6 protein-coding genes and 1 pseudogene are annotated in these 5,147 nt (G+C 59.7%); 3 read left to right on the top strand and 4 right to left on the bottom strand.

Translation table 11 applies throughout. From position 1 onward, the window contains the following. The 3 genes and pseudogenes from C8N42_RS20780 to C8N42_RS20770 all read left to right on the top strand — a co-directional run. Nucleotides 1-327: pseudogene (locus C8N42_RS20780) on the top strand (cation-translocating P-type ATPase); the annotation flags it as partial. Nucleotides 328-361: 34 nt separating this feature from the next. Continuing rightward, a complete protein-coding gene (locus C8N42_RS20775; protein ID WP_009503851.1) occupies nt 362-649 on the top strand; it encodes a TFIIB-type zinc ribbon-containing protein in 288 nt (95 codons plus the stop codon). A gap of 182 nt (nt 650-831) precedes the next feature. After that, nucleotides 832-1,344, top strand: coding sequence for a L,D-transpeptidase family protein (locus C8N42_RS20770; protein WP_040618649.1), 513 nt, complete (start codon nt 832-834; stop codon nt 1,342-1,344). Between the two features lie 219 nt (nt 1,345-1,563). On the opposite strand, the gene C8N42_RS20765 is transcribed toward C8N42_RS20770, so the two are convergent. The 4 genes from C8N42_RS20765 to C8N42_RS20750 form a co-directional block, all read right to left on the bottom strand. Beyond that, nucleotides 1,564-2,565, bottom strand: a complete 1,002-nt coding sequence (locus C8N42_RS20765; protein WP_058249027.1) for a cytochrome c oxidase assembly protein — start codon at nt 2,563-2,565, stop codon at nt 1,564-1,566. Next, entirely contained in the window at nt 2,562-4,499 is a 1,938-nt protein-coding gene (locus tag C8N42_RS20760) for a penicillin acylase family protein (RefSeq protein ID WP_058249026.1), read from the bottom strand. The genes C8N42_RS20765 and C8N42_RS20760 overlap by 4 nt, the downstream gene beginning before the upstream one ends. Beyond that, nucleotides 4,496-4,690 carry a hypothetical protein gene (locus C8N42_RS20755; RefSeq protein WP_058249025.1) on the bottom strand — a complete coding sequence of 65 codons (195 nt, stop codon included), beginning with the start codon at nt 4,688-4,690 and terminating at the stop codon, nt 4,496-4,498. The genes C8N42_RS20760 and C8N42_RS20755 overlap by 4 nt, the downstream gene beginning before the upstream one ends. After that, the coding region (locus C8N42_RS20750; protein ID WP_146168301.1) for an apolipoprotein N-acyltransferase at nt 4,681-5,147 on the bottom strand (467 nt) is incomplete at its 5' end. The genes C8N42_RS20755 and C8N42_RS20750, both read right to left, overlap by 10 nt.

Raw genomic sequence — 5,147 nt, 5'->3', positions numbered from 1 at the left:
GACGCGGCAATCGAGACGGCGGATATAGCCCTGATGACCGACGATCTCGGCAAGGTGCCTTGGCTGATCGGTCATTCGCGCCGGACAATGTCGATTATCCATCAGAACATCGGTATTTCCTTGGCGACCAAGGGCGTTTTCGTCGTCGCTACCGCTTTCGGAGTGGCATCGATGTGGGGCGCTATTGCAGCCGATGTAGGAGTGTCATTGCTGGTGGTGGCCAACGCCCTGCGCCTGCTGAACAGCCAAGAGGCCAAGGCGCCGCCGTCCGGCGGTGAGCAGGTTGGCGAAGGCTTGGCCAAAGGGGCGCTGGCACATGGTCATTGAACTGGGAGAACCCGGAAAGGAGCCGAGACGAGACATGAGCGTGAAGGGCAGGATGATGTGTCCGGTTTGCGAGGTGCCCTTGAGCATGACCGACCGCCAGGGGATCGAGATCGACTTCTGTCCCGATTGCCGGGGTGTCTGGCTAGACCGGGGCGAACTGGACAAGATCATCGAGCGTTCGGCACCCGATGTGGCGCCTCAGCGGGTGCCTGAGCCGCGCGGCTACGACGATGATCGCGGCTACCGGCGCGGAAAGCACGGCGGCGGCGACGGCAAGCACGGCTATCGCCGCAAATCCTGGCTTCACGAGTTGTTCGATTAAGGCTTGCCGTGGCCTCCCTGCCGGTCGCCCTCAAGGCGCTGCGGTAGGCCCGCAAGGCATTCAGCGGTGAGCAGGTTGGTCCAGAGATGGCAAAGGCCGCGCTTGCCCACGGACATTGATCACGCAGCATTTGCAAGGTAACGTATTGTCCATATCAGACCTCACGAAAGAGGCATCGAGCAGTGAAAACCATCCGATTTCCCCGCCGCGCCGTCCTGTTGGGCGGGTTGGCAGCGTTTTTGTCTGGCTGTGCCAGCAAGTTCCGCAGCTATGGCGGACCCGAGGTGACCCGTGTTCGGCTTTACAAGGGGCAGCGTTTGCTTGTTCTGGACGGAGCCGATCGCGTATTGCAAACCTATCCGGTCGGGCTGGGTTTCGCTCCTGAGGGTCACAAGCAATTCGAGGGAGACGGCCGGACCCCTGAGGGCGCTTACGTAGTCGATAAGCGCAACCCCGAAAGTACGTATCATCTTTCGGTTGGCATCTCCTATCCGAATGAGGCCGACATCGCCTTTGCTGAAGCGCAGGGCCTTTCCCCCGGCGGCGACATCTTCATCCATGGTGGTCCACGCCCAGGCATCGACCCAACGGACGTCCGCGACTGGACAGCTGGCTGCATCGCGGTCACAGATCGGCAGATCGAGGACATCTATGCAATGGTGAAAGACGGAACACCGATCGACATCTACGCCTGATGGGAGGAGATGATCTTCCGTCAAATCAGGCAAATCGTCGGCACAGGGCCACGTTGATCGCTTCGATGGCGATCACGGCCAAAGTGACGCTCGCCGCCGTGGGCCAGCGCAAGCACCCGGTACGCTTAAGGACACTACAATATGTGTCCAGCCGTGGCAGTGGCGAAACAGGCGGGCCCTAGCGGGGAAGAATACGTCTGGTATCATGTCGAATTCAATCTATCCGAGGGCATAGACGATGGTCACGACGGTAATCATGACAACCATGAACATGGCGAATGCGCCAAGGGCGAGGGTACGGCCCATGTCCCGGTTCGGCTTCTCTACTTTCAGACGCAGTTCCTCCGCGGTTTCCGGAAACTCGAGCGCCGCCGCATTCGATTGGCGCATCAGGTCGTAGCGGGACGTCCAGCGCCGTTCCTCCGCCGCGTTCCAGCCGTTCAGCACCAGGATGATTGCCACGATGAGAACCATCGACGACGGGACCCAGATGACGTAGCCGCCGATTGTCTCGTCAGCCAGGGCGCGAAGTCGACCACCGCTCGCTGCGATGATTTCTGATCCATAGAGGGGCACCTCCTTGAGCGTTGTCAGGGAGCCCAGAAAGATGTTGGAAACGATCACCACGAACCCTGACATCAGTCGAGCACCGCGCCGCGCTCCTTCAGGCGGATCACGCGGATCGAACAGCATAGCAAAGTACCAAAGCCCCGCCAGCACCATAGACAGATGTGCCAGCGCTTCCATCGCCGCAATACGTTGTGTAAGGGCGTAGATCATCGGGATCTGCCAGACGAAAAGCGCGCCAATCAACAGGGAGGTGGCAGATGCAGGAAGCGCCAAGAATCGCGGGATGCGCGCACGCCCAATCGCGGCAAGGCGTCGGCGCCATTCCCTTTTCAATCCGGCTTGAAGGCCAAGCCAGGGCTGAGAAACCGCGATAAGAAGCGGTCCTACCAGTCGCAGAAGAAGATGCTCGACCTGATGTACAGAAAACAGACTGTGCCCCAACGGCGGGAGCGGCCCATTCGTCGCGACGAGGACGACCGCGAGGCCGACAAAGAAGACGGTTCGACGCCAGCCAGAAACCCTTCCGAGACAGCGAACGTGTATTTTGAGCCCACGCAAAAACAGCCATGCTGTAAGGCCGACAACAATGAGCGACACCGGTGACAGCTCATCGCCGAAAGGGTCGTAAAGAAAGAAGAGGTTCGTGATCATTCGCTCTGGCCCTCGCTCATCCGAGGACTGTCCGAGGTAGCCGGTGTGAGTCGCGAGATCCCGGAAGCGCCGCCACGGGCCAGTGACAGATCGGTCGACATGGCCAGGTATTCGCCTCGTATCCAGGAGGGAAAGAGATTGTCGTAGAATCGAGATAGCGGATGTCCCGACTGTCCGGTGGGCGAGATGTAGTATGATCCCGCTGCTTCCGATATCGACATGACCGCCTGAAAATTGCTTCCGGCACTCACAAGGAATGGACGGTCTTCTTCGACACCAAATGATGTCAAGAATAGCGTATACGGATCGCCTGAAATCGGCGCTTGAAGGGACAGCAGGTCGGTCAGCAACCCACGTGAACTGATTGGCGACCACTGCATGTCCAATCTATGCTCCTCCCCCCAGGTCCACGTCGAGGGATCGCGCCCATATCGATCGACCAGCCAGCCAAGGGCATCATCCAGGGCCACGCGAACCTGCTCCTCACATGTCTCGCGAGGTGAGGATAGGCGGATGTCGCACCAGATCGCGCTACCGCGACGATCGCTGAGTACCGCATAAAGAAAGTTTGGGTTCGGACGGGTCCAGAGTTGCTCCGCTGTCGGAAACTCGTCCTTCAAAATGCGCTGCTGCAAAGCCCGGACCCAGGTCCAGAACAGCAGAGGTTCCGGTGAATAGCGATCCATTTCGCCATTCCACGAGGCAAGCCTGTCCAGAAGCTCACGACGAAGGCTGTCCGCATCGGTGCCTTCGATGCTGTCTCTGGACTGCACGAACCAAAGCTCTTTCGCCATCAGGGGCAGGAGGGTTCGCGCCACGGAACTTACGGTGTCCCTTTGAACACCGATGGCGCCTTCCGTCGAGAAGATCGATTGCCGCGCTTCAAGCTCCGCCAGTCGAATGTCGCGAAAAGACGACGCCCGTACGGCCTCCGCTCTTGGCCATCGGGCAACGGTCTCTCGGTCAATGGTCAATACCTTCATGCCCTTCGGCAACATGTCTGCGGCAACTCCGATGGCATCGGTCGCATCGGCCGAACGCGCGAACAGCTCCAGCATCGTCAGGAAACCTGCCGCCCGCACGTGTGACGGCCCCCTTGGTGCCTCCTCGTCTGGCACGGGAAATGACCGGAAGGCCCAGGCGACGCGCGCATTGCGACCTACAATAACGAAAGGTACGCCCGGTATTGTGGCCCCTATGGCCGGCCCTGTCGAAAATTGAAGATCTGCGAGATACCATTCCGAGGGAAGCGACAGGGAACCGCTGATATCGGCGGCTAGAATTGGCGTTCCGGTCGCTGTTCGGTCGCCGTCGATCGCCCATGCATCAAGGCGCTGCTCCGGATCAGTCGCAAACAGTTCGGGCACTCTCAGGCGATCCGCCGGTATAATGGCACCTGATATACTCGGCATTCCTTCCCGTGCGCTTCCCGGTCGCAGGCCATTCAGGAAAGACCGGGCAATCCTCAGGCTATCGCCGGGTGTCCAGGCCGCGATCGACCGTTCGTCTGCGATCAGCAGCTCCGGAGAGCCTCGGCCACGCCCGCCTTCCGACACTAGCTCCAGCCACGCATTAACGCCGGCGGCATAGGATGCGAGCGCGTCTGAGACCGCTGGCTCAAGGTCCAAGATCTCATCCGATGGCCACGAAGCTTCCGCTTTTCGCCTTGCCCTTAACAGTTGACCGAGCCTGTCTTGGGCGTGAACGAAACCGATCGCGAAGTAAACATCCGCAGCGGAAGCTGCGGAGATGTGCGGGACTGCCGAAGAATCTCGCAGAATGTCGACCGGTCCGCCTAAGCCTGCGACCGTGAAGTCCTCGTCGTAATCGGGAACGGATGCGCTCAGCAGAAAATAGACCAACCCGGAACCAACCGATACCGTGATGCAGATTGCCAGAAACCCGTACAGCAATATGTTGAAAAGCCGTCTCATGTCGGTGCTGTTTCGAAACCCTTCTTAAAAAGGATGCGCAAGAGGACCACCGATATGAAATAGGTGAGAAGACCGAAGGCGATCGCCGAACTCGCCGCATACTGGAGGATATCCAGCCGGTTTCCTTTTCGGCGTCGCGCCAGATATCCACCCCAGATCGCACCCGCGACAATGCCCGCGATTACCAGCATGACTTTTTCTCCGTTCTTGTTCTCTTGTTGCACCGGTGTGTGCCGACCAGACCTGCAGCCAGTCCCACGGCCCAAGTAGTGAAGATGAGAGCCAGCAGCGCCCAGTCGCCGAAGCGCGCATAGAGCGTTGACGGATGAGCAGAGGGCAGAGCCGCATCTATGACACCGGTTTCTCCGTTGCCGAGCCGCGCGACGAGGTCACCGTTTGCGTCGATGATCGCGGAGATCCCTGTGTTTGCGGCCCGGACGATGGGAAGCCCTTCCTCGACAGCGCGCATGCGTGCGGAGGCGAGATGCTGCTCCGGTCCAATGCTGGTTCCGAACCAAGCATCGTTGGTCGCATTGAAAATCCAGTCCGGCCGGAACAGGTCGTCGACCACATGCCCTGGGAAGATGATCTCATAGCAGATCGCCACGGCGACCAGCGGCACACCCGGAAGCGCAAGCGTTCGCGGGC

It is taken from the genome of Celeribacter persicus (assembly GCF_003050785.1).
Taxonomy (GTDB): Bacteria; Pseudomonadota; Alphaproteobacteria; order Rhodobacterales; family Rhodobacteraceae; genus Celeribacter; species Celeribacter persicus.
The sequence above is the reverse complement of the archived record's forward strand: the minus strand, read 5'-3'. Positions and strand labels throughout refer to the sequence as shown.

Bases quoted from the DNA above. Each gene is read 5' to 3' on its own strand.
- C8N42_RS20760 (WP_058249026.1), bottom strand. From the start codon at position 4,499: ATGAGACGGCTTTTCAACATATTGCTGTACGGGTTTCTGGCAATCTGC.
- C8N42_RS20755 (WP_058249025.1), bottom strand. From the start codon at position 4,690: ATGCTGGTAATCGCGGGCATTGTCGCGGGTGCGATCTGGGGTGGATAT.
- C8N42_RS20765 (WP_058249027.1), bottom strand. From the start codon at position 2,565: ATGATCACGAACCTCTTCTTTCTTTACGACCCTTTCGGCGATGAGCTG.
- C8N42_RS20775 (WP_009503851.1), top strand. From the start codon at position 362: ATGAGCGTGAAGGGCAGGATGATGTGTCCGGTTTGCGAGGTGCCCTTG.